Origin of the sequence: Streptomyces umbrinus, from assembly GCF_030817415.1 — a bacterium.
Classification (GTDB): domain Bacteria; phylum Actinomycetota; class Actinomycetes; order Streptomycetales; family Streptomycetaceae; genus Streptomyces; species Streptomyces umbrinus_A.
Map to the genome: position 1 here is coordinate 11,770,870 of NZ_JAUSZI010000002.1, position 26,383 is coordinate 11,797,252.

Below are 26,383 nucleotides of genomic sequence, written 5' to 3' on the forward strand. Positions count from 1 at the left end.
TCCCTGGAACCTTCCGAACCCGCTCTGGCTTGTCACGGCCAATCGTTGATGGCAGCGACCAGCACGGTCGCTTGGTAGCGGACAGCCAGCCTCTCGAATCTCGCCGCCACCGCGCGGTGCCTCTTCAGCAGGTTGATCCCGCACTCCACCGCGTGTCGCTCGCGGTGGTCGACCTTGTCGAACTTCGGCGGCCGGCCGCCCACGGGAGCCGAGGTCCTTGCGATTGCGGACCTGGTAGGCCTTCTCCTGGATCGTGCAGCCTATGCCACATCTGCACAGGTAGGCGCGGTTCGCGCGGGATCCGTAGACCTTATCGGTCCGCACCACCCCTTGACCAAAGCCAAAGGGGGCACCCCCGACGGCCTGCTCGATCCGGTCTTCGGGATCCGCTCCCCGCCTGAGTGCTCGTCAGCGTCGCCCGGCCAGTGCCTGGTCGGCGTTGGCCAGTTGAGTACGCATGTCCTTCTTGACGGCGGTGAGTTCGCGTTGCTTCGCAGCCATCGCTCGCCGCTGGTACGCCGCGTCGACCGACGACCAGACGCCGATGACGTTCGTCTCCTGTTTGCAGGCCACGTCCGTGCTTGCGAGCGTGAGCTCGGCCCGGCCGGCCGTCGGACCGTTGAACTTGGGGTCCTTGCCGGGCGCTCGGGTCGGGTCGGCGTAGGTGTAGTCGCTGTTGTGCCGCTCCATGCACCGTGACCAGGCACGGAAGACCGCCACCACACGAGGATCGCGTTGTGAGTCACGGTAGCTGCCGATGTTGATCGCGCCGACGAGCTCCCGGTTCCCCAGCTTCTGTGGGTCCCCCGACAGTGCCTTGGTGGCCTCGCCCTGGCAACCGCCCGCAGGGAGCCGACGACCGTGCGAGTCAGCGCCCGCCGGTGTGCCGTCCGGATTCAACCCGCGCAGAACGAGCATTGCCTCCCGCCCCGGCTGCGGCCCCGTGGGCTTGTCCTTGACCTGCGGCGGCACCGAGCCGGGAACCGGGTGGTAGCCGTAGCGTGCTGCCTTGGCCACGTCCATGATGCCGTACCGGTGCGCCGTGTTGGCCGGGTTCAGCGTGCCCGTCTTCGGGATGGGACCGGTGGGGGCGGGCCAGGAATGGCCGAAGCGCCGCATGCACGACTCGGTCAGTACCGCCTTGGCCCGGAACAGGCGCCCGACCTGGCGGTCGGTGAACAGGTAGGGCTCGACGGGCAGTACCAGGGAGCTGACGTCGAGCATTTTCGGCACTGCGATGACGGGAAGCGGCCCGGAAGCCGTCGGTGTTCCAGGCGGAGTGGGCGTCGGCGTCGACTCCGCCGCCTGTCCCTGCGCGCACGCCGCCGTGACGGCGAGCAGGATGACGGCCGCCCCGAGACGCCTGGTCCTGTGAATTCGTCGCGCCGGCATGTTGTCGTATCCCTTCCGGGGTGCGGGTGCGGCAGTGCGAGCCCGCCCACCAGTGCGCGGGCGGGCCGGACACGCATCAGCCGGCGTAGTACCAGCCGAGCGAGGCGTTGTTGTTCTGTACTCCGGAGTTCAGCGCGCGGGCCTCTCCGGGCCAGACGTCGTCGTAGGGAGCGTCGCCGCTGGCGTTCTGGTTCTCGTTGTAGAAGATGCGGGCCCTGAAGTTCTGATCGTTGTTCCAGGCGCGATACACGTTGTTCTTCACGTTCTGGCCGTGGCCCTCGCCGTCGGCCGCGAAAGTGTGCCCCGCGAAGTCATTGACCCCGGTGCCGTACTTGCTCCAGGAGCTGTTGCTGGAGCCGCTGTAGTAGAGGTAGACGTTGCTGTCCCAGCTGGCCAGCTGGACCTGGGCGGGCGCGGCTGCGGCTTCCCCCTTCGCGGCAGCCGGCGCGGTGGCCAGGACGGTGCTACCGGCGATCAGTGCTGCGGTGACCGCGATGGATCCCACCACACGACGTGCAGTTGTCACGATGCTCCTCCGTTGGCGTACGGAACGGGGTGGCGCTTCAGCAGCAGTCGGCCGCCTGCGCGAGCCTCCCCCGTGTTGATCGGCCCTGAGACTAAGCCGGGCCCGGCACTGCTCGGTCCTGACAGATGTCAGGACCGAGCCGCCGTCGGGACTGTGCGGTGCGGCAGCTGGCGGCAGGTCCCCTGGCCTTCGCCAACGCCGAGACCTGACTGGACGTTAAGTCCGTTTCTGGTTGGGGCCTCGTCCGGGTTGGGTGAGGAAGCCTTGGCGGGCGAGGCGGGCGAGGCGGGCGAGGCGGGCGAGGCGGGCGAGGCGGGCGCGGGTGACGTTGACCGACGCTTCGTGGGTGGGCATGCCGAGGAGTTCGTGCAGCTCGCGGGCTCGGAACTCCTGGTCGGGGTGCTGGTTGAAGGCGTTCACTATGGCCTGGTAGGCGGTGTTCGTCTCGAGCGGTTCGGAGCCTTCCCTCGCCGGTGCGAGTTCGGCGATGACCTGGTCGCGGAAGGAGCGCCGGTTCTCCACCGAGGCGGCGGAACCGCTCGCGAACTCGACCCGGTGGCACTCCGGTCCGTTGTCCATGCCCCTCTTGCTTCCCTGCCACTTCGGCGGGGTCAACTATGCCAAGTGAGGGGGGCACGGCACCCACACCCCGGACCTGGGCCGGCGCTGCGCGCGGATCGCTACGGGGCGGCACGCGTGACGTGGCCCGGATCACGGTTGTTGCTCTCTGGTGGCAGCCCGCTTCGCCGTGTAGCGTCGTCCTCAGATGTCGTGGTTCGCAGTTCCTGCCCGCGCTCCGGCGCGGGCTTCTTGCTGTGCAGTCCAGGGCGATCACCTCCGGGGCCGCGCGGTGCGGTTCCCGACATCGACTGGAAGGCACCAGCATGGCCAGGGGAACCGTCAAGTGGTTCAACGCTGAAAAGGGCTTCGGCTTCATCGAGCAGGACGGCGGCGGACCGGACGTCTTCGCCCACTACTCCAACATCAACTCCTCCGGCTTCCGCGAGCTCCAAGAAGGCCAGGTCGTGAACTTCGACGTCACGCAGGGGCAGAAGGGCCCGCAGGCGGAGAACATCACGCCCGCCTGACGCCACGGTCAGACATCGTCGGGCCCCGGAACATGTCTCATGTTCCGGGGCCCGACGCATCGTGTGCCGCAGTGGGAACGACGTCCCAGTCCCAAGTGCTTGAACCGATTGCTGCCTATCGGTGCGACGAGTTGGCCGTGCCAGTTGCACGCCAGCAGGTGGAGAGTGAACTCTGCGCGGTCATTTCCTGGGAATTGCACCGTACGCAGGGCGTCCCGCTATGGCCTCGTGCTGGAAGTGCTGGAAGTTGGTGAGAGCAAACCAGCCGCAGGGCTCGACCCGACCGGGAAGCACGTCGTCGTTCTCGTCCACGTAGCCGTCGGTGCTGGCGTCGTAGAAGCAGTGCCGCTTCAGCAGGTGCGTGGGTTCCAGGTCTTCGTGGGCCACGGTCCGGAAATACCCCTTGTTCCATGCCCAGTTGATGGTGAAGAAGGGAGGCATGAGTAGCCGGTCCGGAGTCAGCACTCCCGGATCCGGCTCCGGAGCTTCGGCGGGAACGTCGGAGAGGTAGGCGAGGATGCCGCCGGGGAACCTGCCTCGTGGACCACTCTCACCGATCTTGACGATTCTGCCGAACCGGTACGCGGAGGCCTCCAGCCGGAGCGCAAACACGTCGCCCACGTGGTGCGAGCGACGCTGCCCCTTCATCTTCTTCAACGGCATGACGAAGCGCGCTCCTTTGACGAATGCGCGCCCCAATTCCCCGGAAACGGCCAGAGGGCGCGACCGAGATCATGGCAACGACGGCGAGCGGTTCGTGCGGGGTGAGAAGACCTCGGTGATCGCGAAGGATTTGCGGGTGAGCGAGCGGTCGGTGGAGCGGTGGCGTCGTGCCTGGCGCGAGGGTGGAGCGACGGCGCTGGCGTCCTCAGGCCCGGCGAAATCGCCCAAAATATCCGAGGCGCAGTTCGCCGTGCTGGAGGAGGAACTCGGCAGGGGGCCGGCCGCGCGCGGCTGGGAAGACCAGCGGTGGACGCTGGAACGCGTCAAGACGGCGATCGCCCGCAAGTTCCATGTCACCTGCTCGATCTCGGGGGTGTGGCGGCTGCTGCACCGGCACGGCTGGTCCTGGCAGAGCCCGGCCCGCCGGGCGCTCGAGCGCGACGAACTCGCCGTGGGGTTGTGGAAGAAAGACGTGTGGCCGCAGGTGGAAGCACCGCGGCGGCGCTCGGGGCCTGCATCCTCTTCGAGGACGAGGCCGGGTTCGCGATGACGCCGCCGCATGCCCGAACCTGGAGCCGGCGCGGACGCACTCCCGTGGTGCGGGTCCGTGGCCGGTCCCGGCGTCGGATCTCGATCGCCGCGCTGGCCTGCTACAAGCCCGGCGAGAGGTCCCGGCTTATCTACCGTCCGCGCTTCCACCTGCCCTGGAAGGGCGCCCGCAAGAGCTTCGCCTGGACCGACTACCGCGACCTCGCCGTCCGCGCTCACCTGCAGCTCGGCGCCCCCATCGTTCTGGTCTGGGACAATCTGAACACTCACCGGGCAGCTGGGATGCGCCAATACGCCGCTGACCACGACTGGCTCACCATCTGCCAGCTCCCCAGTTACGCACCCGATCTCAACCCGGTGGAAGGGATCTGGTCGTTACTTCGGCGCGGAGCCCTGGCCAACGTCGCCTTCACCGACCCCGACCCCGACCACCTCACCCGCACCCTGCGCCGGGCACTGAGCCAGATCCAGCGCCGCCCCGACCTCATCGACGGCTGCCTGACAGAGAACCGGACTGACCATCACCCCAAATCTGACGCTAATACGAAAAGCTTCAGTACCCGTGAACCGGCTGCCCGTGAGGGCATGACGGCCGCATACAAGACACAGGGGCCGGCTGGCTCAGGGAGCGACTCCCGTCGGCCGGCCGCACCCATGTCGCGGGCGCGCCCCGGGGCCAGGCCATCGCATGCGGGACGACCCGAAGGGCGCACTTCCCGCGCGCTGCCGACTCCGAGCGCTCCACTGTTCGGGTGACGTGACGTCAACATGCTTGTCAACGACGTGGTGCAAATGGGTTACTTTACGTATCCGAACAGGTGGGCCGCCCGTCCCTCCACAGGAGAGTGGCAGCTGGCCCACCGTCGGCCCCAGGGACGGCGTTCCAGGCCGGGGTTCGGCTGCCGTCCTGACCGTTTTCCTGAGTGCCCGCAGAGGCAGCGGTTTCCGGCCGACGTGTTCTTCCCTCACCACTGTTTCGATCGGCCTGAGCGGGAGGGCCGTCCGCGTTCTCGACGACAGAGCGCTGGCCCCTTCCCAGGCCCATAGGCCGATGTGGCCACATCGGCTGATCGGGCTCCCGGGCGGCTGTGAGCCGCCGACTCCAGGTCCCGGCAAGAAAATCCACGGCAGCGCCCACTGATCGCTGACGAGCGTCGGTGAGCACGGGCCGCCGAGGACAGACCGTTCCTACGCACATCCAGTCCGTCCGAGCAGGAGGCACATCATGCCTTTCATCCAGCAGAGCACATCGGGCCCAGTGGCAGGCTCCGCCGAGTACTTCGTCCCCATCACGGTCACCGGCGAGCAAACCGCCACACTGCTGCCCGGTGAAACCGCAGACGTCACCCTCACCTTCACCAACCCGAACAGCAATGTAAGGGCCCAACTGACCTCCATTGCCGTCGGCGAAGTCGTTGTCGACACCGTGGCGAACGCCGACGACATGACGTACTGCCACGATCAGATCGAACTGTCCACAGCCGGCGTGGGCCCCCTGCCCACGCTTGACCTCAGTCAGGCCAACCTGCCATTCGTGCTGGCTGCCGCTGTGAAGTTGAAGGAAGACTCCGACATCCGCTGTCAAGGGATGACGTTTCACACCACGTGGACGGTCCAGGCCCAGGCCATCCGCTGAGCGCGGTCCTCATCACCTACGCCATCGAATGAGCCGGGCGATGGACTGCATCCCGGCGTAAACCGAAGGTCTGGCGCGCGGCGTCACTCCCAGTATCCAGCGACAGGTCTGTTGATCGTCCACAGGAGATACGTGCCTGAGCCCGGTTCAACCGCCGCCGAAAGGGGTGCGGGAGGCCCCCCACAGACGCCACTGCCAAGGACCAGCCGCGGTCCGCAGCGCGCAGCTGGAGACCGCCGTCACGCTGCGCAGGCGGCTGCGTTCACGGCACCAGATCGCCGCCGCGCTCATGTCGGAAGTCGCTTTCGCCGACGGTTCCACCGACCGCTCGCTCACCCGCAAATCCTTCGCGATCACCGAGGTCTTCTCGCGTATCGCATACAACCGGCGTAGCGCAGGGATCATCCCCCGACACCAACCCGAAAACCTCAGTAACGGTAGTTCGTTAAATCCGGCGGTAGAGGTCAATGCCGTGTCCGGTGGTGACCGCGTCGATCAGGGCCTGGAGCTCGGAGGGCGGGTCTTTGTCCGTCCAGGCTCGCCACCATTGGTTGAGAGTGACGGCGGGGGCGAGCCAGGAACGGATCGCCCGTAAGGCCCTGGGCCAGCAGGGCTGTTGGTGCTGGTGGGACAGGGCCGGCCCCCCTCTCTGGCTCCTCGCTGGGGCACAGGTCCGGCGCGGTGGCATCCACGGGGCCGGGTGGGGCGAACCATTGGTCCCAGCAGAAGGAGAAGGCGCAGTTGACGAGGGTCTGATGTCGTCGGATGGCACGGTCGGAACGGACTTGGAAGTCGGCCCAGCCGAGTTCGTCCTTGACCTGCTTGTAGCTCTGCTCGATCCACGGCCGCAGGCCGTAGAGGCGGACGATCTCGGCGAGGTCGGCCGGCGGGTGCGGGCTGGTGGCGGCGCAGGCTGCGTTGGGGTGGGGCAGGTTGGTGGCCAGGTACCAGGTGGACGTCTCGGGCAGGCTGGCCGGGTGGGTGGTGGCCACCACGAGCCGGATCACACCGTTGGGGCCCCGCCAGTCCAGCTGGGCGTCGGCGGCCCACCAGGTCGCGGTGCGTCCGTTGCGGAAGGTGCGGGTCACCGGCTGCCAGTCGCCGCTCTGTTCCGGGCCGTGCCAGGCGAGTTCGCGGGCGGCGTCGACGGGCCGGAAGGCGTCCTTGTACTGCCAGGTGCCGTGGCCGCGTTTGAGGGCCATCACGAACGGCATGCGGGCGTCGGACTGAGGTTCCCCCTGCCGGTCGGACAGCTTGATACTGGGACGGATGGTCCCGGAGGAAGCAGTCACAGGTAGTGAGCCAGAAGAGCAACATGAGTAAGCGGTACACGGCCGAGTTCAAGCGGGACGCGGTCGCCTTGGCGTTGTCCTCGGAGAAGACGGTCACCGAGGTGGCGAGTGATCTGGGCGTGAGTCCGGAAGGGCTGCGCGGGTGGGTGAAGCAGGCGAAGATCGACCGCGGTGAGGGGCCCGCCGGGGCTTTGACCACTGCGGAGCGTGAGGGGCTGGTCCGGCTGCGGCGGAAGGTCCGCGAGCAGGAGGCCACGATCGAGGTTCTGGGAAAAGCGACCGCCTTCTTCGCTCAGGACAAGATGAGGTAGGCACCGCGGCACGGTGTCACCTCATCGATGCGGAGAAGGCATCGGAGGGGAATCTCGCAGGTCACAGCGTTGCGTTTCTGTGCCGTGTGCTGGGGGTGTCCCGTTCCACCTACTACGCGCACAGGGCGGCAGGGCCGGCCCGGGCGGTGCGGGAGCGGGCCGAGGAGGTGCTGGTGGGCGAGATCCGGGTGCTGCATGCCGGATCTCGCGGTGCCTACGGGGCCCCGCGTGTCCACGCCGCCCTGCGGCGGGCCGGGCGGGCGGTGAACTCCAAGAAGGTCGAGCGGCTGATGCGCAAACACCGGATCGCCGGGATCACCCGCCGCCGGCGTCGGGGCCTGACCCGGCAGGCGAAGCGGGCGGTGTTCGCGCTCGACCTGATCGGCCGGGACTTCACCGCACCCCGGCCCGGGATGCGCTTGGTCGGAGACATGACCGAACTTGTCACGCTGGAAGGCAAGTTGTATCTGGCGACCTGCATCGATCTCGCGACGCGGGAGGTGGTCGGCTGGGCGATGGCCGACCACCACCGCGCCGAGCTGCCGGTCGCTGCCCTGCGGATGGCGGCCGGGCGTGGCGGCCTGGAGTACCGCTGCATCATGCACACGGATCGCGGCAGTGAATACACGAGTGACGAATTCCGCACCGAAATAGGCAAGTTGCGCATGAGGCAGTCGATGGGACGCGTCGGCTCTTGTTACGATAACGCCGCCGCGGAAAGCTGGTTCGCCATCCTGAAAGCGGAGATCGGGACGACCGTGTGGGAGACCCGCGAGGCGGCCCGGGCCGACGTTTTCCGCTACATCGAGGTCGAGTACAACCGCAGCCGACTCCGTCGGCACCCCGACTACGGGTACGTCACCCCGCTCGAAACGAGATCCCTGCTCAGGCAGAACCTCGCCCCGGCAGCGTAAACACCCGCTGTCCAGTTCGCGGGGGGAACTTCAGACAGTTCGGCGCGGAAGGTGTTGTGGTCGCCGTAGGCGCAGTCGGCGACGACCGCCCGGAACACCACGCCGGCCGTCTTTGCCGCGCGGGCCAGGGCGGCCCCGATCTGCAGCTTGGTGCGAAAGGGCGGGTCGTTCTTCCCGCCGGGGAAGTGGTGGGCGGGGGTGTAGGGCACGGCATGCAGCGGGTAGTAGAGGCGTTCGTCGGCCCAGCAGGTGGTCACCGTGACCACGCCGCGGTCGATCTTCCCGACCGAGCCGAGGTACTGCTTGCCCACGTGCGCGGTCGCGCTGCCGTCCTTGCGGTCACGGAATCGTCGATGACCAGCACCCCGCCGTCATGCGGCGCGGTCGCCGGGTCGGCCAGCAACAGCTCAAGGTGGCGGGCGTTGATTTGCGCGCCGTCCCAGGTCGATTCGGACAGGAAGAACTGCAGGCGCTGCACGGCCGCATGGTGGGCACCCGCCACGGGCTCCGTGCCGGCCAGGCAGGTGAGCGTTTTGTTGCGGTCCCGGGGCAGCAACAGGCCGGCCAGGTATTCGCGAAACCCCCGCCGCTGGGCCAACGTCCCGAAGAGATCGTCGAAGCCGGCGGCGTACGCCTCCAGCGGGCCCGGTGCGGGCGGACACGGCAGCCGCTTCGTCATCTCAGGCTCCCCAGACCGTAGTTGACGCCTTCACCTCACGGCCTACTCCCGCACGAACCCGCCGTCAACAAACCACCGCTAGGTGCCGTGGCTGCGCAGTCCGAGCACGTTCGTTTGGGCCAGGCCTTGCGCACGCTGGGGTATGCGGCGGCGATCGGGGACAGCAGGGTCACGCCGGCCGCGGTGTAGGCGATGCTGGCGGCGGTGACCAGCACGGTCAGCAGCGGGCCGAGTGTGTCGCAGCCCAGGTGGCGCTTGCGCCCGATGTTCCGTTTGCCGGTGTCGGTGCCCTGGTCGGTGGGATGCGCGGTGGCGGAGGTTTTCACGGTCTGGGAGGCCAGCTCGCAGGCAGACGGCTCGGCTCCACGGCCTTCGGCCTCGCGGACCAGGCGCCGCAGCAGCCTTGTGAGCTGCTCGAACACCCCGTCCTGCTGCCACTTGGCGCAGTAGTTGTAGACCGTGGCCCACGGGGCGCAGTCGTGCGGCAGGTAGCGGCAGGGGACGCCGGTGCGGTCCACGTGGAGGGATCGCGTTCATGATCTGTCGCAGGTCGTGCAGGGGCGGGCGGTCGGTGTCCTGGCGTCACGGCGGCGCCGGGTCCGCCCGGCAGTGAGTACGGGTTCGATCAGCTCCGAGCGCTCGTCGGGCAGGTCGCTGGGGTAGCCGTCGCGCGGGGTCAGGTTTCCGATGTACCGCGCGGTGACCGGCCCGGCCAGGGGCAAAGACCAAGGAGCCGGGCCGAGTTGGGATGAGACAGGAGGTGCCAGGACGAAACGGCTCGCTTCCGGCCCAGCGCAACCCAGCTGCTCACTGGCCTCTCCCGCCTCACTCCACTGGGTCTGCCCATACGCAATGTATCGGCGTGAAACAGCGCCAAGCGCTCACTTAGAATTCCTCGTGCACATCCGGATCTCCGCCCATACGCTCATGGGCACGGTCGGCGATCGCGTGCATGTCCGCCGGGCTCAGCTCGAAGCCGAAGACGTCGAGATTCGCGCGCTGTCGCCCCGGATCCGACGACTTCGGGATCGGCACTGCCCCGAGCTGCGTGTGCCAGCGCAGGACCACCTGGCCCGGCGTCACTCCGTGTGCCTCGGCGGTGCTGACGACGATGGGGTCGTCCAGGAGGCCGGAACCGCGGCCCAGCGGGCTCCAGCTCTCGGTCAGGATGCCCTTGGCGGTGTGGAAGGCCCGCAGTTCGTCCTGCGGGAAGTGAGGGTGCAGTTCGATCTGGTTGACGGAGGGCAGGATGCCGGTCTCCTTCTCCAGCCTCTCGATGTGCTCCGGCGTGAAGTTGGAGACGCCGATCGACCGCACGGGACCCTCCTCGCGCAGCTTGATCATGGCCCGCCAGGAGTCGACGTACTTGCCGACGCGGGGCAGCGGCCAGTGGATGAGATACAGGTCGACGTAGTCCAGGCCGAGCCGGGCGCGGGACTCCTCGAAGGAGGCCAGGGTCTCCTCATACCCGTGGTGCCGGCCCGGGAGCTTGGTCGTCACCACGATCTCCTCGCGGGGGACGCCGCTGCGGGCGACGCCGAGCCCGACACCGACCTCGTTGCGGTAGTTCGTCGCCGTGTCGACCAGGCGGTAGCCCAGACGCAGGCCCTCCGCCACCGCTCCTTCCGCCTCCGCGTCGCTCATGGGCCAGGTGCCCAGGCCGATCGCCGGGAACCTGGTGCCGTCGTTGAGCGTGTGTACCGGGATGCTGATCACTACCGGACCTTCCCTTCGACTGTGTCGTCCCCCCAGCGTCACGGATAGGGTGAGCAGTGATCAAGTGCACGGGCGGGGAACCGGCGGGGGATGAAGGCAGCGGACGGCATGGGCAGCAGTGAGGAGAAGCAGCCGGCAGGCCATGGACGCCCCACGTCCCGGGACGTCGCGCGGCTCGCGGGCGTGTCGCACACCGCGGTCTCCTTCGTGTTCAACGGCCGGGCCGAGGGCAACCTCTCGCCGGCCACCCAGGAACGCATCCGCCAGGCCGCCGCCCAGCTCGGATACCGCCCCGATCCCGTCGCACGCGGACTGCGCCGCCGTCGTACGGCCGTGATCGGCCTGGTCACCGACGAGATCGCCTCCTCGCCCTTCGCCGGCCGGCTGCTGCGCGGCGCGATGGACACCGCCTGGGACCACGAGCACCTCGTCCTGACCGTCGACTCCGGAGGCGACCGTGCCAAGGAGGACGCCGCGGTCGCCGAGCTTCTCGACCGACGTGTGGACGGCATCATCTACGCCGCCTTCTCCCTGCGCCGCGTCCGCGTCCCCGAGGGCCTGCACCGCACCCATTCCGTCCTCGCCAACTGCGTTCCCGAGGACGGCTCGCTGCCTGCTGTCATCCCCGCCGAACGCGCCGGAGGCCGTATGGCCGCCCGTCTGCTCCTCGACGAGGGGCACCGCAGGATCGCCCACGTCGGGGGCCTCGACGACATCGCCTCGGTCGAGCGGCTGCGCGGCTTGCGTGACGCGCTGCGCGTTGAGGGGATCACCGTCCCCAATGAGTGGGTCGTGCGGACCGGCGGCGAGATCTCCGGCGGCTACGAGGGAGCGCTGCGGCTGCTCGACGGCGTGCCCGCCGACCGCCGCCCCACCGGGTTCTTCTGCTACAACGACCGCGTCGCCGCGGGCGCACTGCACGCCGCTGCCCGGCTCGGTATCACCGTCCCCGAAGATCTGTCCGTGGTCGGGTACGACGACCAGGAGCACATGGCCGCCTTCCTGTCCCCGCCCCTGACCACCGTCGCCCTCCCGCACCGGGCGATGGGCGAGGCGGCCACCCGGCTCCTCCTCGACGCCATCGAGACAGGCAAGACGCCGCCCGCGACGGTACGGCGCCTCGCCGGCCCGGTGATCAGCCGCTCGTCGGTGGGACCTGCTCCCATCCGATGACGGTGGCCCCGGCCCCGGACACGACGAGTTCGGGCACGTCGTCGGGACGTCGGTAGATCCGCTCGGTGACGGTGGCGCGATCGTCGGCGAACAGCTCGAACAGGGAGCCGTCGACGAGGATACGCACCTCCCGCGCGGGCGCCCGCACGACGAGGGGGACCGACCCCTCGCTCCGGGTCCGCGGCCAGTGGCTGCGATCCAGGGTCACGGTGCCTTCGTCCGGGTCGAGGCGGATCGTCAGCTCCGCGCCGGAGGCGGAGCGCAGCAGGCTGACGGTGGTCGGTGTGCCGGCGGTGACCGTCAGGTCGTACGACTGCGGCAGCGGGGTGCGTTCCGGTGCGGTGGCGAACGGCTCGGCCGCGCGCAGCAGTCGCAGCTCCGGAGCCGGTACGACGTTCAGCGCGCCGTCCGGATGGACGCCCACGACCCTCGGTGCGGTGAGGACGCCGGCCCAGCCCGCAGCGTCCACCTCGTCCTGCTCACGGGCCTCCCAGGACCAGCCCCACATCAGGGCCCGGTTTGCCTCCTGGAGGACTGCGGGTGCGTAGAAGTCCTGCCCGTGGTCGAGCCGGCCGCCGGTGCGGGCCCCGAACCGCAGCCCACCGTCGCTGTCCGGCTCGAGACGGCCTGTCAGGAAGCCAGTGCCCATCGGGTCGCCGTCCCACTGTGACACCACGAGCACCCACTGCCCGCTCGCCGTCGCGAACAGCTGCGGGCACTCCCAGCCGGTTGCCTTGTCGCCGAACACGTCCGTCGCCACAGGGTCGTTGCCGTCGAGCAGCACACCGGCGAACCGCCAGTGGGCCAGGTCGTCGCAGTCGTAGAGCAGGACCGACGGCGTGCCGTCGGAGTGGCCCGCCCCGATCAGTGCCCAGCGCCGCCCGCCGCTGCGGAAGACGAACGGGTCGCGGAACATCACGACGTCCAGGCCGGCCGGCGGGCCGGTCACGACCGGTGTGGGCAGGGGCTTCCAGTCGGTGAGGGTCTCGTCGTCCGGGACGACCGCCCGGGCCAGGCAGATGGTGCCGAGGCCGCCGTGATGGCGATTGACACCGGTGTATACGGCGGTCGGTACGCCGTCGTCGTCGACCACGCACCCGGACCAGCAGCCCGCCTCGTCGGGGCCGCCGGGTGTCGGGGTGAGCGCGATGGGGTGGTGTTCCCAGTGGGCGAGGTCGCGACTGGAGGCATGGCCCCAGTGGACGTTCGCGTGGCGCGGGGCGTCGGGGTTGTGCTGGTAGAAGAGATGGTAGCGGTCGCGCCAACGGAACGGCCCGTTCGGGTCGTTGAGCCACTGGGCGGGCGGACGGACCCGAAAACGCGGGGCGTCGCGGTCGTGCTTCAACGGTTGACTCCTGCGGAGGTGATGCCCTCGCGCAGAGGGCGCTGGCCGACGACGAACACGGCGACGGCGGGGATCATGGAAAGGACGACACCGGCGAGGACGACCGAGATGGAGCCGGTGCCGAGATTGCCCTGGAGGGAGACGAGGCCCAGCGGCAGGGTGTAGTTCTGGCCAGAGGTCTCCAGGATCAGCGGCCGGAAGAACTCGTTCCAGTGGTAGTTGAAAGCCAGCACTCCGACGATCGCGAGGCCGGGCGCGGCCAGCGGGGCGTAGACCGAGCGGAAGATCCGCCAGGGCCCGCAGCCGTCCAGCATCGCCGCCTCGCCCAGGTCCTTCGGCATGCCGAGAAAGTACTGGCGCATCAGGAAGGTGCCGAACGCGGTCGGAAACGCCGGGATGATCAGACCGAGCAGTGTGTCGGTCAGACTCATCGACTTGAGCACCAGGAACACCGGAACGATCGTGACCTGCAAGGGGACCATCATGGTTGCGAGGACCAGTGCGAACAGCGGCTTCTTGAAGCGGAATTCGAGACGGGCGAACGCGTAGCCGGCGAGACCCGCGGTGATCATCTGGCCGACTGCGATCAAGGCGGTCACGAGGGTGGAGTTCAGGGCGAGCAGCCACACATCGATCTGGTCGAAGACCCCGCGGTAGGACTCCACGGTCGGATTGGTCGGAATGATCCTCGGCGGCAGGTCGAAGGACTCGGCCGGCGTGCGCAGCGAGGTGGAGACGGTCCAGATGACCGGACCGAGCGTCAGCAGGGCGCACACCGCCAGTGCGGTGATCCGCGCCCACGGAGCGAGCGAGTGGCGGGCCCGGCTCACGGTCGAAATCGCTTGGGTCATGGGGGATTCACCCGGCTCACTGGTAGTGGACGAAACGCCGGCTGAGCCGGAACTGGAGGGCGGTGACCGCCATGATCAGAACGAACAGCAGCACGCCCACCGCGGACGCCTCGCCGAAGCGGAGCTGCTCGAACGCGCTCTCGTAGATGACCATCACGACGGTGCGGGTGGAGTCGCCGGGCCCGCCGTTGGTGAGGACGTACGGCTGCTCGAAGACCTGCAGGGCGTTGATGATGCCGACCACCGACGCGACCAGCAGGGTGGGTGACAGCAGCGGCAGAGTGACGTTGAGGTGCTTGCGCAGACCGGTCGCGCCATCGAGGGAGGCGGCCTCGTGGATCTCCTTGGGGATGTTGTTCAGGCCCCCGACGAACAGCAGGAAGGAGAAGCCGAACTGCTGCCAGACGTAGACGAGTATGACCGCCGCCATCGCCGAGTTCTCGGAGGTGAGCCACGGCACCGGAGCGATGCCGATCAGCCCGAGCAGCCAGTTGACGACACCGAAGTCCTGGTTGAACAGGTACTTCATCACCACCGAGATCGACGCGGCGGACAGCACCAGCGGGAAGAAGAACGCCGAACGGAACACCGAGCGCAGCCACACCGGCATCCGTCCGTTCACCGCGAGCGCCAGCACCAGTGCGATCAGCAGTTGGAGCGCGACCGCGAGCACCATGAACACGAGCGTGTTGCGGAAGGACACCAGGACGGTCGAATCGCTCAGCGTCTCGCGGTAGTTGGCGGCGCCCGCGAAGCTGGGGTCGTCGATCACGTTCCAGTGGAAGAGGCTCAGCACCACCGAGCCGGCGATCGGGACGACCGTGAAGACGACGATGCCGACGATCGTCGGGGCCAGGAACAGCGTGGCCAGCAGGCGGGTGCCGCGGTCGCGGGCGGACGGTGGCGCGGGTGGCACGGGCGGGGGAGTCACCGTCCTGGTCCGGGCGGAGGTCCGGGTGGTCGTCATACGTCACGCTCCATGGCCTTCTCCAGATCGCCCTGCATCCGGCGCAGGGCGGGACCCACCGAGCGCCGGGCGGCGAGCGCGGTTCCGGTGTGCTTGAGCAGCACCTGCTCGACCTCGGCGACCTGCGGCGGGGCGGGGATCGGCCCGGTGTCGGGGAACTTGTCGAGGGTGTCGTAGAAGGTCTGCCAGTGGTTCGGGCCGGTCTCCCGGTAGCGGTCGGCGGTCAGCATCGAACGGCGGGCCGGCGTGGTCTGGTTGGTCTTGAACAGCCGCATCAGCGTGTCCCTTCGGGCGGCGTACTTGATGAACTCCCAGGCCTCCTCCTGCCGCTTCGACGTGCGCAGCAGGGCGTAGCCGGCGGCGCCGAACTGCATGCGCTGGGTGCGCCAGCGTGGGAAGTACTGCACGTCGTAGTCGGCTGCCTGCATGCCCGCGAGATGCAGACCGCCCGCCCAGAAGCCGCCGGCTGGCGTGACGCCGACCCGGCCGGTGGAGAACACGCCGACGAGGTTCTGGCCGTTGCCGCCCTCGGGGCGGGTGCACAGGTCCTCATGGATGAGGGAGGCGAGGTAGTCGTACACCTCCTCCACGCGGTCGTGTGTGGCCTGCGGGGTCGTCCAGCGGAAGCCGCCCCCGCGACCCTGCCGTTCGGCGGCCGGGTAGAAGGAGTCCCACAGCCAGGCGCCGCCGGGCGCCTTGGTCTCGGTGAGCAGGTTCGTGCCGTTGGCGAAGAGCCAGGGCACCACACCGCCCCACAGGCGGTTGGTCCAGAAGTACGGGGTGAACCGGCTGCCGCTGGACTTCTTCATATCCCTCAGCAGCGAGGTGAAGTCGTCGCGGGTCCAGTCGGCCGCGGGGAAGCTCGCGCCCGCCCGCTTCAGGACCTGGTTGTTGAGGTACATGTCGGCCGCGTTGAATTCGACCGGCAGCTGGTAGAGGCTTCCCTCGTACATCATCGACTCCACCAGTGAGGGGTGGACGTCGGCGAAGTACTCGCGCAGTTCGGCCGCGTCCCGCTTCACCCACTGGTCCAGCGCGACGCCGAGGCGCTGGGCGAAGAGCTGGACGCCCTCGGTGGCGACATAGACGAGGTCGGGGGCGGTGCCCGCCGCGATCTGGGTGAGGATCTTCGCGAAGAAGTCCGACCAGTCGACGGCCTGCACCGCGTTGATCCGGAGCTTGATGTCGGGGTGCACCTCGCCGAAGCCCTCGGTGAGGGTGCGGATGGCCTCGGGTCCGTAGGCGGGGCCGAGGGTGGCGACGACGAGGGAACCGTCGTCGCGGCCGGGGATGTCGGCTCCGGTGAGCCGGTCCCAGCTCGCTGCGGTGCCGGTCAGGGCTGCGGCACCCGCGCCGTAGGCGCCGTACCGCAGCAGCCTGCGGCGGGAGACGTGCGAGTCGGTCATCAACGGGCCTAACTCGTGTTAGTTGAGGGTTGATGCCCCAGATGATGGAAAGTGCGCAACGGTGCTGTCAAGTGTCGTGCACCCCTTGACCTTTAACGAGTTAGGTCGCACAGTCCTGACCCCATGAGCCGCCGTTCCGAGCTCAACGAGCTCAGTGACGAGAGGAAACGATGTGTGATGCGTGGGATGTCCAGGAGAGCGCTCTTCACCGGATCGGCCGCGGGCGCGGCAGTCGTGCTGCTGCCGGCCGCATCCCCGGCCGCCGCGAAACCCAAGTCCGCAGCCGGTTGCGCCAGTTACCGCGCCGCGTACCACTTCACGGTCCCTGACCAGTGGAAGAACGATCCGCAGCGACCGGTGTGGATCGACGGCGAGTACCACTACTACTACCTCTACAACGCGCACTACCTGACGGGCGGCACGACCGCGGGCACCGCCTGGCGGCTGGCTACCAGCACCGATCTGGTCGTGTTCACCGACCGCGGGATCGCCGTGCCGAAGGACACCACCCCGGTCGGCGACGTCTGGTCGGGCTCGGCGGTGGTCGACACCGACAACACCGCCGGCTTCGGCGCGGGCGCGGTGATCGTCATCGCCACCATGGCGCCCGACGACGTCACTCAGGCGCAGTACCTGTACTACTCCACCGACGGCGGCCGCACCTTCCGCAACCACGGCACCGACCCGGTGCTGGCCAACCCCGGTGTGCACGACTTCCGCGATCCCAAGGTCGTCCGCGACGAGGAACGCGGTCGCTGGGTGATGACCCTCGCCGAGAACAACAAGATCGGCTTCTACCACTCGGCGGACCTGAAGTCGTGGACGTACGTCGGCGGTTTCATCAAGGACGGCATCGGCGTCCTGGAGTGTCCCGACCTGTTCCGCATCACCGCGGACGACGGCACGGCGAAGTGGGTGCTGGGCGCGAGCGCCAACGGCAAGGCGGCCGGGCTGCCCAACACGTACGCGTACTGGACCGGTTCCTTCGACGGCACCACGTTCACCGCCGACACGAGCGATCCGCAGTGGCTCGACCACGGGTGGGACTGGTACGGGGCGGTCACGTTCGAGAGGCGCCGGGACGACGGTTCGGTGGATCCGTCCGTCCGGCACGCGATCGGCTGGCTCAACAACTGGGACTACGCCAACACCACCCCCACCATCGACTGCGACGGTTTCAACGGCACCGACTCGATCGTCCGCGAGATCACCCTGAAGCGGGCCGCGAACGGGACGTACTACCTCGCCTCGCGGCCGGTCTCCGCCCTGGACGACCACGTCTCGCGCACCGTGGACCTGGGCGACCTGGAGGTCGACGGCACCCGCGTCCTCGACTACACCGGCACGTCCTACGAGGTGACCGCCGAGATCACCTGGGACACACTGACCGGCGCCGGCCTCCAGCTGCGCCGTTCTCCCGACGGGGGGCGGCACATCGACGCCGGGATCTACGACGACTTCGCGTTCGTCAACCGCCGCACCACCGTCAACCCCGACAACTCCGGCAAGTGGCAGGAGAGTCACAGCCCCTTCGACCCGTCGGCCCGCACGGTGAGGCTGCGGATCCTGGTCGACCGCACGTCCGTCGAGATGTTCGTCGACGACGGCCGGTACGTGCACTCGTCGCAGGCGTTCCCGTATCTGATCGACACGGGGCTCGCGCTGTTCTCGATCGGGGGCACGGCGGTGTTCCGGAACACAGTGATACGGGAGTTCACCATGTGAAGTCCTGAACTCACCGCGTTCAAAAAGAAGGTGGGGCCGGAGGCCGGGAGTGCGCACGCTTGGCTCGTGAGGGTCGAAGACGGCGTACTCATCGACGCGCTGGGCAGCGAGCCACACCGCCGGGACGCCTTCCGGGCACTCCTGCTGCGTGGCCCTGCGCTGGATTCCGGAAGGCGCTCAACGGTGGTTCGTGGAGCGCGCGTTCGCTCATCTTCTCCGGTTCCGCCAACGGCCGGGACGGATCGTCCCGGCCGTCACGTTCAGCAGCGTCGACTTGCCGCAACCGGAAGGGCCGAGGACTGTGCGAGTTCCTGTACGGCCAACTGCGCCCACTCTTCGAGGGCCGAGCGTTCATCGTCAGTGGCGGCACGCTGTGCTCCGAGCAGCCTCTGGAGGTTGGCCACCGTAGCGAGCCTTCGACGAACGGCGGACGAGGGGCACGGGGTGGATCCCGCCGCTCCGGGTCCACAACAAGCCGCCGATGTCGATGCTCTGTTGGGCATCGATGCCCCTGACGAAGACCAAGGGCGGCGCTGAGCTGACCGCCACCCTCTGACGCCGGCGCGGCCGCAACGATCGTGAACGCCGTGCTGCCGAAGCCGAACAATCGGTCATCGGTCGGGCTACGTATTGACCCAGCTCCTGACCAGGGTCACGAAGGCCTCCTCGTTGGCCTTGACGTCGTCCAGGTCCTGGAAGATGACCGTGGCCCTGTCACTGCTGATCCAACCGAGCAGACCACTCTCATCGCTGAACCTGAAGTCCGCCCGGTCGTCCTTCACCTTGGCACCTCGATGGAAGATGAGTTGGACGCCCTTCTTGGCCCGGAGCTGAAAGGTCACCCGGTCCTCGCCCCCACGGAGAAAGCTGGGTGCCTTCCACTTCACGTTTTCGGTGATGCCAGGGTCCGAGCCGAGGACAGCGGCCCGCAGATACTCGATTGTCTCCTTCTGAGAGGGCGGTACGTGACTTGATGTCTGTATTGCCCTCCCCGCTGACCGGCTGGCTCGTCGACCGGTACGGCCGTACGCCGATAGCCGCAGCCTCCTTGCCTCACCCTCCTCGCCGCCGGAATCAAATCACCGCCGCCGCGGCGCCTGCCGCGGCTGGGCTGGAACCTGGGCCTCGTCTCCGGCACCGCGATGATCACCGATGCCGTGCCGCTGGCCACCCGCGCCAAGAACCAGGGCATGGCCGACGTCTCCATCGCCATCGCCGGCGCCACCGGGGGCTTCAGCTCCGGCCTCGTCGTCTCCGCCTCCGGCTACCCCGTCCTCGCCCTCACCGGCGGCATCCTCGCTCTCGCCGTCCTCCCCGCGATCGCCACCAGTGCGAGCAGCCGGTGACCCGGCCTGCCCCGTCGGGGGAAGCCGGCCGCCCTCACCGTCGACGGCACCGGGCACCGTCGTCCACGTCTTCGCCAGAACCTCATCCGCCCGATGCTGAACTCGACAGAGACCGCCAACCCGTCCTCGGCGGCCTCCAGCCAATGGAGGCGGTGCGGTGGATCAGCTGCGGTGCCACGCCGGTGCGGTCACTTCCAGTCGCTGTTCGATGGCGCCGTCGCTGTTGGCTCCGTTTCTTGGGCGGCCGCTTGCTTGTGCTCGATGAGGGCCGTGGTACCGGCTACCACCGCAGAAAGAGCCACGGCGGCGGACAGCATGGTCGAGGTACGGCTGACGTCGCGCCGCAGGCCCGCAGCCAGGAAAGCGGCGGCATCGACCGAGTCCATGACGATGTTCACCGCAAGAAACTGCTGCTGCTGGGGCCGGGTGAAACTGTCCATCCGTTGCAGTCCAAGCCCGAGAGCAGCGTTGCGGATCGCGAACATCCGTGAATAAGGGATCGCGGGGGTACCGCTAGCCGTGAGCTGGAAAAACCGCGCGGCCAGCCGCGGGGTGAACAAGTGGGTGGCCGCGACGATGAAGCGCCCGGTCGTCAGCGCTCTGCGGGAAGGAACCAGGTGGAGGGGAAATTTGGACATGGAGAATCCTTTCAATCCGGAACGGGCCGGTCAGTTGTTCAGGAGGTGGCGGGTCAGGAATTCGACCTGGTCCGCAACGACGGCGTCGAACGCCGGCAGGCCGCTCATCCTGGGACGCTTCAGCGCGAGTCGGGGCGGGCGAGGCCCGAAGCGGCGTCGAGGCTGTCGATGGCGGTTCGGGCCTCGGACACCGCCGCGGCGATCGCGGCGGCGGCCTGCCCGGCTTGTTCGGGCGTGTGGGACGGCATGACCTGTAGGCGCAGTCTGGCGGAGCCGCTTGGCACCACGGGGTATTCGACGACCATGGCCGCCACTCCGCGCGGGCGCAGATTACGGTGTGTGAGGCGTGCTACGCGTTCGTCGCCGATGACGGCGGGAACGATCGGACCCGGGCTGCCCAGGCAGGCCAGTCCGTGGTCGGCCAGAGCTTCACGCAGTGCCGACGCGGCGTCGAGTGTCTGCCGGCGCAGCCGTGCTCCTTCCGGGGACATCGCGATCCGCAATGCGGCGTCGGCTGCCGCGGCCTGGGCGGGCGACAAGGCGTTGGAGAAGACGTGCGAGGTGGCGTAGGTCTCGATGTAGCTTCGGACGGCGGGCGAGGCAGTGGCCACAAAGCCTCCGTTGGAGGCGAAGGTCTTGGAGAAGCTGCCCATCACCAGGTCGACTTGGCCGGCGAGCTGTTGGATCCCGATCTGGCCCTGCCCTCCGGGGCCGGTGGATCCGAGGTCGTGGGCGACGTCGACGAGGAGGGTCGCCTCGTACTCGTGGCAGATGTCCTGGAGCCGGGCGAGGTCGGGGCTGTCGGCGTTCATGGAGAAGAGGCCTTCGGTGACGACCAGAATGGCGTGGTGGGGATCCCGGTCGCGCAGTTCGCGCAGTACGGCGTGGACGGCTTCGTTGTCCAGGTGCGGCACCCGGTGGACGTTGCGCGAGGCGGCGTGGGCCCCCTGGGAGAGGCTGGCGTGGGCATAGTGGTCCATGACCACGTGGTCGTAGTGGCGGACCAGGGCGTTGATCGGTCCGTACGCGGCGGCCCAGCCGGTCGGGAAGAGGACGACATGGTCCGTTTCCACGAGTTCGGCGATGCTCTGTTCAAGGCGCCGGGAATGGACGGTGTTGCCGATGGCCGCTGCCGAACCGGCGCTGTGCACACCGAACTCGGCGATGGCGGCGGTCGCCGCCTCGACCACCTCGGGGTGGTTGCTCAGCCCCAGGTAATCCTGGGAGGCGAAGTTGATCCCCTCCAGGACCCGCCCACCGGCATCGAGGAGCCGGGTCGTGGACAGCGGCGCAGCGGCAAGGGTCCTGGAGTACAGCCACGTCTCCGATTCGACGCGGGCGCTGTACCAGCGGTGGAACGGCTCCACCCGCTCCAGTAGTCGGCTGCCGGTCGGGGAGGCGAAGCTGCGCACCGTGTGAGTGAGTGCCAGGTGCTCGTCCTCCGCTGTGTCCTGTGCGGCGAACGGGTTGCTGTCGGACGCCACGGTCGGTTCGTCCGCCGGAGGGGCGACGCTGGAGTTCGAGGACAGGATGCGCTGCATGCTGTCGACGGAGAAGACGGCGTCGGGGTCGACCGTGTCGCTGAACACTCCGAGGAGTGTGCTGGCGTGGCGCAGGTCGGAGCTCGCCGCGCGGAACAGGTTTACCTCAGAGGCCTCTGTTGCCCGCATCTCGGCCTGGGAACAGACGAAGTCGTAGTACTTCCAGCTGTCGAGGTGACGGCGCTCGCGGTAGTCCGACAGCGACCTCGTGAGGTCGTCTCCGGCGGCGAGGGCGGGGCCAATGGTCTGGGCGAGCAGTTCGGCGTCCCTGAGGGCGTGCGTCATGCCGCTGGCGGTGGCTGGGTCCTTGAACGATGCCGCGTCCCCGACCAGAGCCCAGCCGTCGCCGGACACCTCGCGGATGAAGGGGGTCTGGTCGTTGGTCATGAAGAATCCGGAGACGCGTGTCGCGCCGTCGACCAGGGCCGCCATGTCTGGGCTGACGTAGTCCAGCGCCTGGGCGAAATGGGCCGCGCTGTCCTGCCGGAAGGCCTGGTACCAGTCACTGGGGCCGTAGACCAACGCCATCGTCTGGCCGCCGCTGGTCGGGCTTAACGCCATACCGAGACGCCCCCGGCGCCGGAGCGTGGGAACCTTCAGAAGGTGGCTGTCGAGGTATGTGTAGCAGGCGAAGGATCCGTTGCGCCGCACGTCCTTGCGCGCGGCGCCTGCCAGCCGTGCCACGTGCGAGCGGCGGCCGTCGGCGCCGACGACGATCCTGGCCCGCTTGGTCGTCTCGGGCCCGTCGGGGCTCGACCGCCACCGCACGCCCACCACCCGGCCGTCCTCCTCGACCAGTTCGGTCATCCGCGCGCCCTGCCGGACCTCGACGCCGCACTCAGCCGCGTACGCGAGCAGCAGGTCGTCCAGCAGGTCGCGGCGGGCGGAGAATGAGGCGTTGACGACGTCCTTGTCGTCCCCGTGCAAGCTGCGGAATCGGTTACGCAGGTCCTCCTCCGCCACTCCGGAGCGGATGCTGACGCCTTCGATCACCAGGTCCACCTCCTCGAAGAAGGGGGCCACCGGGACGACCCGGTCCAGGACGCCGAGTCGAGCCAGGTAGCTGGTGCCGCGGGGCCACATGAAGTGCGTCGAAAGCACGTCCTTGGGAAAAGTGTCCTTCTCCAGGAGGAGGACACTTCGCCCTTGTTTGCTGAGATGAGCTGCCGTGGCGGCGCCCGCCAGGCGCCCGCCCACCACTACAACGTCATACATGGTGCTCCTTCAACATGCCTGTTTTGCTTGCTTGTTCAAGTATGTTGATCAACAATGACGCCAGTACGCGATCCGTGCCGGCATCGAAGCCACCCCCTCCCAGAGCGTCCGCGCCTGCGGCCTGCGCCGAACCCGCTACCGAGGCCTGCCGAAAACGCACATCGGGCACGTCCTGACCGCACTGGCCTGCAACGTCACCCGCATCGCCGACTGGATCGCCGAACCGACCCGCCCCCCGGCGGGCACCAAGCCACTTCCGCGCCCTCTGCACCGCCCCCAGCTGACCCCGGCAAGATCACCAACAGGTTCGCCAGGCCGGCTGCGCTGGCCTCCTCGGTGGGGGGAAAATCGGGGTGGGCGCCCGGTAAGCCGAAGACTCTGTGATGCCGGTCAGCTCGCCCAACAGGATGGCGATGGGGATCCGCTAGCGGACTTCGGTTTGCGCCACGGCCACCACGGTGACCGGCAGCGCGTGTGTCAGACTCAGCGACTTCCCGGATCCCTCCGGGCGCCCGTTCGATCGGCACGCGTGCGGGAGGGACACGGCGATGGCCAGACAGGACGTGAAGGACGAGGTCCTCTATCTGCGGGCGGCGGGGCTGGATCTGGGCAAGCGGTTCCTGCTGGCGTGCGTACGCACGCCGTGCTTGAAGCGGCCGGGAACCTGGACGCTGGAGACCGAGCGGTTCGCCACCACCCCGGCCGAGATCCGGCGTCTGCTGGCCTGGCTACTCGAGCGCCGGGTCGAGGTGGTGGTGCTCGAGGCCACCTCGGACTACTGGCGCCACCTCTACTACACCTTGCAGCCGCATCTGAACCTGATGCTGGTCAACCCGGCCCACCTCAAGGGCATTCGGGGGCGCAAGAGCGACCCCAGCGACGCCGCGTTCCTGGCCCGGGCGGGCGCCTCGGGCATGGTGATGGGCTCCTTCGTGCCCGAGCGGGAGATCCGCGAACTGCGGGACCTGACCCGCCGCCGCACGCAGCTCATCACGGCACGCGGGCAGGAGGCCCAGCGGCTGGAGAAGGAACTCGAGGACACCGGCATGAAGCTGTCCTCGGTGCTCAGCGACATCACCGGGGCCAGCGGACGCGCCATCATCAACGCACTGATCGGCGGCGAGCGTGACCCCCAGGCGCTGGCCGACCTGGCCATCCGGCGGGCCCGCAGCAAGATCCCGGCCCTGGTTGAGGCACTGGACGGCACGTTCACCGAGCACCACGCGTTCATGTGCCGGCACTACCTCGACGAGATCGACCACCTCACCGCCACGGCCGACCAGCTGGACCAGCGGATCACCGCGCTGCTGACCCGCCTGGAGCACAACAAGGACATCGAGAACCTGGACACCATCCCCGGCATCGGCCCCGCGGCGGCTGAGATCATCATCGCTGAGACCGGTGGGGACATGACCCAGTTCGCCACCGCCGGCCATCTCGCCTCCTGGATCGGGGTCTGCCCGGGCATGAACGAATCCGCCGGCGTCACCAAATCCGCCCGTACCCGCAACGGCAACAGCAACCTGAAACGGCTGTTGGGCATCGCCGCGATGTCGGTGACCCGGAACAAGGACTGCTATCTCAGCGCCTACTACCGGCGCATCGCCGCCCGCCGCGGACGACAGCGGGCCCTGGTCGCGGTGATGCGCAAACTCGCCGTCGCGATCTGGCACATCCTCCGCCACAAGACCCGCTACCAGGACCTCGGCGCCGACTACTTCACCCGCCGCGACCCTGAACGCGCCATGCGTCGCATGACCAAGGAAGCCAACCGCCTCGGCCTCACCGTCCGCTTCGAGCCCATCGCAGCAACGGCCTGACCAGCACACTCACTCAACTTTTCGTGTCAGAGTCACGGCATTGGCCCTAAGCCGAAACGGCTACTTGCCTTCGGCTTCGCGGGAGACGGGAGCCCACTCGGCCCACTCGGTGAGGTGTTGCTGGGGGAAGGATTTCCATGGGGTTCAGAGCTCGGCGACGACGCGTCGTAGTGTGCCGGGCGCGATGCGCAGCATGGCGGGCATGACTTTCGTCTGACCGGGGAATGCCATGTTCCGCCCCCGCCGAAGAGCTTTCATCGTGACCGCTGCCACCTGTGCGGGAGTCAGTTTCTTCCCCGTGGCTTCGGCGTTCATGGGCGTGTCTGTAGACGGTGGGAGGACCTCGAGGACATGGGTGTGACTCTGCGGGGCGAGTTGACGGCGCAAGCCGTCCGCAAAGCCGTGCAGGCCGGCCTTCACCGCGCCGTGGGTAGGCGCGCGAGTGGGCGAGACCAAAGCGAACCCCGAGGTGATGAATACGATCGCGTCGAGCGATGGCCATCGCTCGAGCACTTCACCCGTCAAGTGGATGGGGGCGGTGAGGTTTAGCGCCACCTCGTCATCGAGAGTCGCGTTGGGGTTCTTGCCGGCGGCATAGTCTCGTTCCTCGAACGTACCGGCGTTGTTGACCAACACGTCCAAACGCCCGAAGCGATCAGCGACTGCTTGCAACAACGCTGCCCGATCGGCTGCGTCCGTCACATCGGCCCGCACGGCCAGCGCCTGCGGGTGTGCCTGCGCGAATCGGTCAAGCGCAGCCTGCGAACGCCCGCAAACGACGACAGACGCCCCGAGCTCCACGAAGGATTGCGCGAGGCTCAAGCCGATGCCTGAGGTTCCGCCAGTGATGAGTACGGTCTGTGACACGATGTCACCTCTCGCTATAACGTACTGATTGGTACGAAATACTTTAGCACGCCCGTACCGATCGGTATCGAAGGGGTAGGGTGAAGAAATGTGCTCGACGACACCGACCCCTCCTGGCAGGCCTCGCGCGTTCGACATCGACGAGGCACTCGATCGTGCAGTCCTGGTGTTCTGGTCAAAGGGTTTCGAGGGCGCCAGCCTTGACGACCTCACCGAAGCGATGGGTATCAGCCGCCCCAGCCTGTACAGGGCCTTCGGTAGCAAAGAAGACCTCTTCCACAAGGCGCTGGAGCGGTACACCGAGGGCTTGACCGCCTACTTCGCCCGAGCTCTGGCAGAGCCCACAAGTGCAGCAGTGGCTACTGCCGTGCTCCACGGGGCGGTCGAGGCGGCAACCATGCCGGGATTGCCCACGGGCTGCCTTGGCGTGCAGGGTGCGTTGGTCACCGGGGACGAGAGCCGCCCAGTCCGAGACGCACTCATCGCATGGCGCGAGGATGGGATAGCCCACTTGACGCGCCGGTTTCAACAGGCGGTGGACGCCGGTGACCTTCCGCCTTCCGCAGATCCTCATCTTCTTGCGCTCTACCTGAGAACAGTCGCCAATGGGATTGCCGTCCAGGCCGCGAGTGGTAGTTCCCGCCCTGAGCTGCTGCAAGTCGCGAACCTCGCGTTGGGCAGCTGGCCAAAGCCGTAGTCAGCTAGCCTCGATTCGTCAGCAGC

The 26,383-nt window shown here is 68.2% G+C and carries 24 protein-coding genes and 5 pseudogenes; 11 read left to right on the forward strand and 18 right to left on the reverse strand.

Translation table 11 applies throughout. The features are described from left to right. Positions 1 to 32: 32 nt before the first annotated feature. From QF035_RS52425 to QF035_RS52440, 4 genes are all read right to left on the reverse strand, one after another. Positions 33 to 203 carry a hypothetical protein gene (locus QF035_RS52425; protein ID WP_307530022.1) on the reverse strand — a complete coding sequence of 57 codons (171 nt, stop codon included), beginning with the start codon at positions 201 to 203 and terminating at the stop codon, positions 33 to 35. 205 nt (positions 204 to 408) lie between these two features. Further along, a complete protein-coding gene (locus tag QF035_RS52430) occupies positions 409 to 1,392 on the reverse strand; it encodes a hypothetical protein (RefSeq protein ID WP_307530023.1) in 984 nt (327 codons plus the stop codon). A gap of 76 nt (positions 1,393 to 1,468) precedes the next feature. Beyond that, positions 1,469 to 1,918: a hypothetical protein gene (locus QF035_RS52435; protein ID WP_307530025.1), complete on the reverse strand. Its 450-nt coding sequence runs from the start codon at positions 1,916 to 1,918 to the stop codon at positions 1,469 to 1,471. A gap of 216 nt (positions 1,919 to 2,134) precedes the next feature. After that, complete coding sequence (locus QF035_RS52440) at positions 2,135 to 2,497, reverse strand: hypothetical protein (RefSeq protein WP_307530027.1); 363 nt, start codon at positions 2,495 to 2,497, stop codon at positions 2,135 to 2,137. 305 nt (positions 2,498 to 2,802) lie between these two features. Here QF035_RS52440 and QF035_RS52445 point away from each other — a divergent pair, with 305 nt between their 5' ends. Next, the gene (locus QF035_RS52445; RefSeq protein WP_189838565.1) at positions 2,803 to 3,006 is read left to right on the forward strand and encodes a cold-shock protein; all 204 of its coding nucleotides are present in this window, start codon (positions 2,803 to 2,805) and stop codon (positions 3,004 to 3,006) included. 180 nt (positions 3,007 to 3,186) lie between these two features. On the opposite strand, the gene QF035_RS52450 is transcribed toward QF035_RS52445, so the two are convergent. After that, on the reverse strand, positions 3,187 to 3,669 hold the full coding sequence (locus tag QF035_RS52450) for an Imm26 family immunity protein (RefSeq protein ID WP_307530030.1): 483 nt from the start codon (positions 3,667 to 3,669) through the stop codon (positions 3,187 to 3,189). A gap of 85 nt (positions 3,670 to 3,754) precedes the next feature. Between QF035_RS52450 and QF035_RS56335 the strand changes: the two are divergent. Together QF035_RS56335 and QF035_RS52465 are read left to right on the forward strand one after the other, a co-directional pair. Continuing rightward, positions 3,755 to 4,807 (forward strand): annotated as a pseudogene (locus tag QF035_RS56335) (IS630 family transposase); the annotation flags it as partial. A gap of 636 nt (positions 4,808 to 5,443) precedes the next feature. After that, positions 5,444 to 5,854 (forward strand): hypothetical protein, encoded by a 411-nt coding sequence (locus QF035_RS52465; protein WP_307075448.1) that lies wholly within the window; start codon positions 5,444 to 5,446, stop codon positions 5,852 to 5,854. A gap of 464 nt (positions 5,855 to 6,318) precedes the next feature. Here QF035_RS52465 and QF035_RS52470 read toward each other — a convergent pair. After that, a pseudogene (locus QF035_RS52470) lies at positions 6,319 to 7,059 on the reverse strand (IS701 family transposase); the annotation flags it as partial. A gap of 110 nt (positions 7,060 to 7,169) precedes the next feature. Here QF035_RS52470 and QF035_RS52475 point away from each other — a divergent pair. Together QF035_RS52475 and QF035_RS52480 are read left to right on the forward strand one after the other, a co-directional pair. Then, positions 7,170 to 7,457, forward strand: a complete 288-nt coding sequence (locus QF035_RS52475) for a transposase (RefSeq protein ID WP_307530036.1) — start codon at positions 7,170 to 7,172, stop codon at positions 7,455 to 7,457. A 23-nt stretch (positions 7,458 to 7,480) separates the two neighbouring features. Further along, complete coding sequence (locus QF035_RS52480) at positions 7,481 to 8,371, forward strand: IS3 family transposase (protein ID WP_307531055.1); 891 nt, start codon at positions 7,481 to 7,483, stop codon at positions 8,369 to 8,371. Here QF035_RS52480 and QF035_RS56085 read toward each other — a convergent pair. From QF035_RS56085 to QF035_RS52500, 3 genes and pseudogenes are all read right to left on the reverse strand, one after another. Then, positions 8,305 to 9,050, reverse strand: a pseudogene (locus QF035_RS56085) (IS701 family transposase). The gene QF035_RS52480 and the pseudogene QF035_RS56085 sit on opposite strands and share 67 nt — an antisense overlap. Before the next feature lie 35 nt (positions 9,051 to 9,085). Next, the gene (locus QF035_RS52495; RefSeq protein WP_307530042.1) at positions 9,086 to 9,568 is read right to left on the reverse strand and encodes a transposase; all 483 of its coding nucleotides are present in this window, start codon (positions 9,566 to 9,568) and stop codon (positions 9,086 to 9,088) included. Positions 9,569 to 9,935: 367 nt separating this feature from the next. After that, positions 9,936 to 10,766: an aldo/keto reductase gene (locus tag QF035_RS52500; RefSeq protein WP_307530043.1), complete on the reverse strand. Its 831-nt coding sequence runs from the start codon at positions 10,764 to 10,766 to the stop codon at positions 9,936 to 9,938. A gap of 108 nt (positions 10,767 to 10,874) precedes the next feature. On the opposite strand from QF035_RS52500, the gene QF035_RS52505 reads away from it, so the two are divergent. Further along, positions 10,875 to 11,939, forward strand: a complete 1,065-nt coding sequence (locus QF035_RS52505) for a LacI family DNA-binding transcriptional regulator (RefSeq protein WP_307531990.1) — start codon at positions 10,875 to 10,877, stop codon at positions 11,937 to 11,939. On the opposite strand, the gene QF035_RS52510 is transcribed toward QF035_RS52505, so the two are convergent. Genes QF035_RS52510 through QF035_RS52525 form a run of 4 tightly spaced genes read right to left on the reverse strand, consistent with a single transcriptional unit; the run spans position 11,902 to position 16,508 of the window. Beyond that, a complete protein-coding gene (locus QF035_RS52510) occupies positions 11,902 to 13,284 on the reverse strand; it encodes a glycoside hydrolase family 32 protein (protein WP_307530045.1) in 1,383 nt (460 codons plus the stop codon). The genes QF035_RS52505 and QF035_RS52510 overlap by 38 nt on opposite strands. Then, positions 13,281 to 14,135 (reverse strand): carbohydrate ABC transporter permease, encoded by an 855-nt coding sequence (locus QF035_RS52515; protein ID WP_307530047.1) that lies wholly within the window; start codon positions 14,133 to 14,135, stop codon positions 13,281 to 13,283. The genes QF035_RS52510 and QF035_RS52515 overlap by 4 nt, the downstream gene beginning before the upstream one ends. A gap of 16 nt (positions 14,136 to 14,151) precedes the next feature. Then, positions 14,152 to 15,102, reverse strand: a complete 951-nt coding sequence (locus QF035_RS52520) for a carbohydrate ABC transporter permease (RefSeq protein ID WP_307530049.1) — start codon at positions 15,100 to 15,102, stop codon at positions 14,152 to 14,154. After that, entirely contained in the window at positions 15,099 to 16,508 is a 1,410-nt protein-coding gene (locus tag QF035_RS52525) for an extracellular solute-binding protein (protein WP_307530051.1), read from the reverse strand. The genes QF035_RS52520 and QF035_RS52525 overlap by 4 nt, the downstream gene beginning before the upstream one ends. A 177-nt stretch (positions 16,509 to 16,685) precedes the next feature. On the opposite strand from QF035_RS52525, the gene QF035_RS52530 reads away from it, so the two are divergent. Beyond that, on the forward strand, positions 16,686 to 18,233 hold the full coding sequence (locus tag QF035_RS52530) for a glycoside hydrolase family 32 protein (RefSeq protein WP_307530053.1): 1,548 nt from the start codon (positions 16,686 to 16,688) through the stop codon (positions 18,231 to 18,233). A gap of 207 nt (positions 18,234 to 18,440) precedes the next feature. Here the strand turns inward: QF035_RS52530 and QF035_RS56090 are convergent, their stop codons facing one another. Both QF035_RS56090 and QF035_RS52535 read right to left on the reverse strand, forming a co-directional pair. Continuing rightward, positions 18,441 to 18,566, reverse strand: coding sequence for an ATP-binding cassette domain-containing protein (locus tag QF035_RS56090; RefSeq protein WP_373466889.1), 126 nt, complete (start codon positions 18,564 to 18,566; stop codon positions 18,441 to 18,443). Positions 18,567 to 18,856: 290 nt separating this feature from the next. Next, positions 18,857 to 19,276, reverse strand: coding sequence for a DUF1801 domain-containing protein (locus QF035_RS52535; RefSeq protein WP_307531992.1), 420 nt, complete (start codon positions 19,274 to 19,276; stop codon positions 18,857 to 18,859). Between QF035_RS52535 and QF035_RS52540 the strand changes: the two are divergent. Continuing rightward, positions 19,216 to 19,579 (forward strand): annotated as a pseudogene (locus QF035_RS52540) (MFS transporter); the annotation flags it as partial. The gene QF035_RS52535 and the pseudogene QF035_RS52540 overlap by 61 nt on opposite strands. Positions 19,580 to 19,767: 188 nt before the next feature. Here QF035_RS52540 and QF035_RS52545 read toward each other — a convergent pair. Next, positions 19,768 to 20,217 (reverse strand): hypothetical protein, encoded by a 450-nt coding sequence (locus tag QF035_RS52545; RefSeq protein WP_307530055.1) that lies wholly within the window; start codon positions 20,215 to 20,217, stop codon positions 19,768 to 19,770. A 119-nt stretch (positions 20,218 to 20,336) separates the two neighbouring features. Continuing rightward, positions 20,337 to 22,973 carry an aminotransferase class I/II-fold pyridoxal phosphate-dependent enzyme gene (locus tag QF035_RS52550; protein ID WP_307530057.1) on the reverse strand — a complete coding sequence of 879 codons (2,637 nt, stop codon included), beginning with the start codon at positions 22,971 to 22,973 and terminating at the stop codon, positions 20,337 to 20,339. Positions 22,974 to 23,043: 70 nt separating this feature from the next. Between QF035_RS52550 and QF035_RS56095 the strand changes: the two are divergent. After that, positions 23,044 to 23,166: pseudogene (locus tag QF035_RS56095) on the forward strand (transposase); the annotation flags it as partial. A gap of 355 nt (positions 23,167 to 23,521) precedes the next feature. Further along, positions 23,522 to 24,793 carry an IS110 family transposase gene (locus QF035_RS52555; protein WP_307519984.1) on the forward strand — a complete coding sequence of 424 codons (1,272 nt, stop codon included), beginning with the start codon at positions 23,522 to 23,524 and terminating at the stop codon, positions 24,791 to 24,793. A gap of 144 nt (positions 24,794 to 24,937) precedes the next feature. Here the strand turns inward: QF035_RS52555 and QF035_RS52560 are convergent, their stop codons facing one another. Next, complete coding sequence (locus QF035_RS52560; RefSeq protein ID WP_307530059.1) at positions 24,938 to 25,660, reverse strand: SDR family NAD(P)-dependent oxidoreductase; 723 nt, start codon at positions 25,658 to 25,660, stop codon at positions 24,938 to 24,940. Between the two features lie 88 nt (positions 25,661 to 25,748). Here QF035_RS52560 and QF035_RS52565 point away from each other — a divergent pair, with 88 nt between their 5' ends. Then, on the forward strand, positions 25,749 to 26,357 hold the full coding sequence (locus tag QF035_RS52565) for a TetR/AcrR family transcriptional regulator (protein WP_307530061.1): 609 nt from the start codon (positions 25,749 to 25,751) through the stop codon (positions 26,355 to 26,357). Positions 26,358 to 26,383 lie beyond the last annotated feature (26 nt).